Annotated in this window: 1 protein-coding gene; it reads left to right on the forward strand. The window is 67.6% G+C overall.

All coding sequences use genetic code 11. The features are described 5' to 3' along the window. Positions 1–1,293, forward strand: a 1,293-nt coding sequence (locus UG56_RS27340; protein ID WP_143055231.1) for an HNH endonuclease, incomplete at its 5' end; no start/stop codon positions are given. Positions 1,294–1,498: the final 205 nt, after the last annotated feature.

Here is a 1,498-nt window from a genome sequence, read left to right on the forward strand (position 1 = left end):
AACGAGACCGTCGACCACCTCCTCGCTGGACCGCCACCGGGCGCGTCCGAGGCTGAGCTGGTCGACTGGATCGCTCGTCTCGAAGCCGTGAAGTGCACCGCCGAGGCCGTGCAGGCAGAAGCAGCGGTACGTCTCGAAGAAGCTGCTCGTGTCCGGCAGGCCCAGGCGGGTGTTCCTGCCCGGAAGCTTGGTGAAGGGGTGGCCTTGCAGATCGCTTTGGCGCGGCGGGTTTCACCAGCGAAGGGTGCGCAGCTGCTGGGGTTGGCGAGGATCCTGCTCACCGAGATGCCGCACACCTTCAGGCTGATGAAAGCTGGCCTGTTCTCGCAGTGGCAGGCCACCATCCTCGCCCGCGAAACCGCCTGCCTCTCCCTGGAGGACCGCCGGGTCATCGACGACCGACTCTGCGCACCCGGACCCAACGGCGAGCCCGCGAAGGCGGTGTCGATGGGGCTGCGACAGCTCGAGAACGCCGCCAAGAAACTCGCCATCACCCTCGACCAAGCCTCCGTCGTGACCCGCGCCGCCAACGCCGTCAAGGACCGACGGGTCAGCCTGCGGCCCGCACCGGACACCATGACCTGGCTTGGCGCCCTCTTGCCGGTCAAAGACGGCGTCGCCGTCTACGCCGCGCTGGATCAGGCCGCCAACGCGGCCCGTGCCGCCGGCGACGAACGCACCCGTGGTCAGGTCATGGCCGACACCCTCGTCGACCGGATCACCGGCCGCACCAGCGCCGAGAGCAAGCCGCGGATCGAGGTCAAGGTCGTGATGACCGCCGACTCGCTCACGGGCGACGCCGATCAGCCGGCCGTGGTCGAGGGTTACGGCCCTGTTCCGGCAGCCTGGGCACGCGAAGCGCTCGCCGACGCCGAGGTGTTCGTGCGCCGATTGTTCACCGACCCCGCCGGCCAACTGGTCGCGATGGAATCCCGCTCCCGCAAAGCACCCGACGGACTGGCCGAGCTCATCTCCACCAGGGATGGCGGGATCTGCCGCACCGTCGGCTGCGATGCCCCGATCCGCAACATCGACCACATCCAACGCCACGCCGACGGCGGGGCGACGAGCGCCGAGAACCTGCAGGGCCTTTGTGAGCGATGCAATCAAGCCAAAGAAGCCGTCGGCTGGCAGGCCAGACCCGGACCCGACGGCAGCATCACCACCATCACACCCACCGGGCACACCTATGTCAGCCCACCACCCGACACCTGGCAACCGGACCCACCACCCCTGTCCCCAGCCGAACTCCGGCTGCGCAACATGCTGCTCGCCCACACCCTCGCAGCCTGAAAACTTTCTTCAGATCGGTGCTTGACCTTGACGCTACGTCAGCCCTGCACGCTTCTTCCACAGCCCCAAACCAAGGGCCCGAAACCCCCGAAGAAGGAGCACCACCATGACCAACATCCTCACCCGCCTCATCGGCGACAAGAAGGACTGGAAGCGCATGGAAGCCCGTGCGGCCGAACTGCCCGCCGACTACCGCACCGTGTAT

The sequence above is a fragment of the Nocardioides luteus genome, from assembly GCF_000960475.2.
Lineage (GTDB): Bacteria > Actinomycetota > Actinomycetes > Propionibacteriales > Nocardioidaceae > Nocardioides > Nocardioides luteus_A.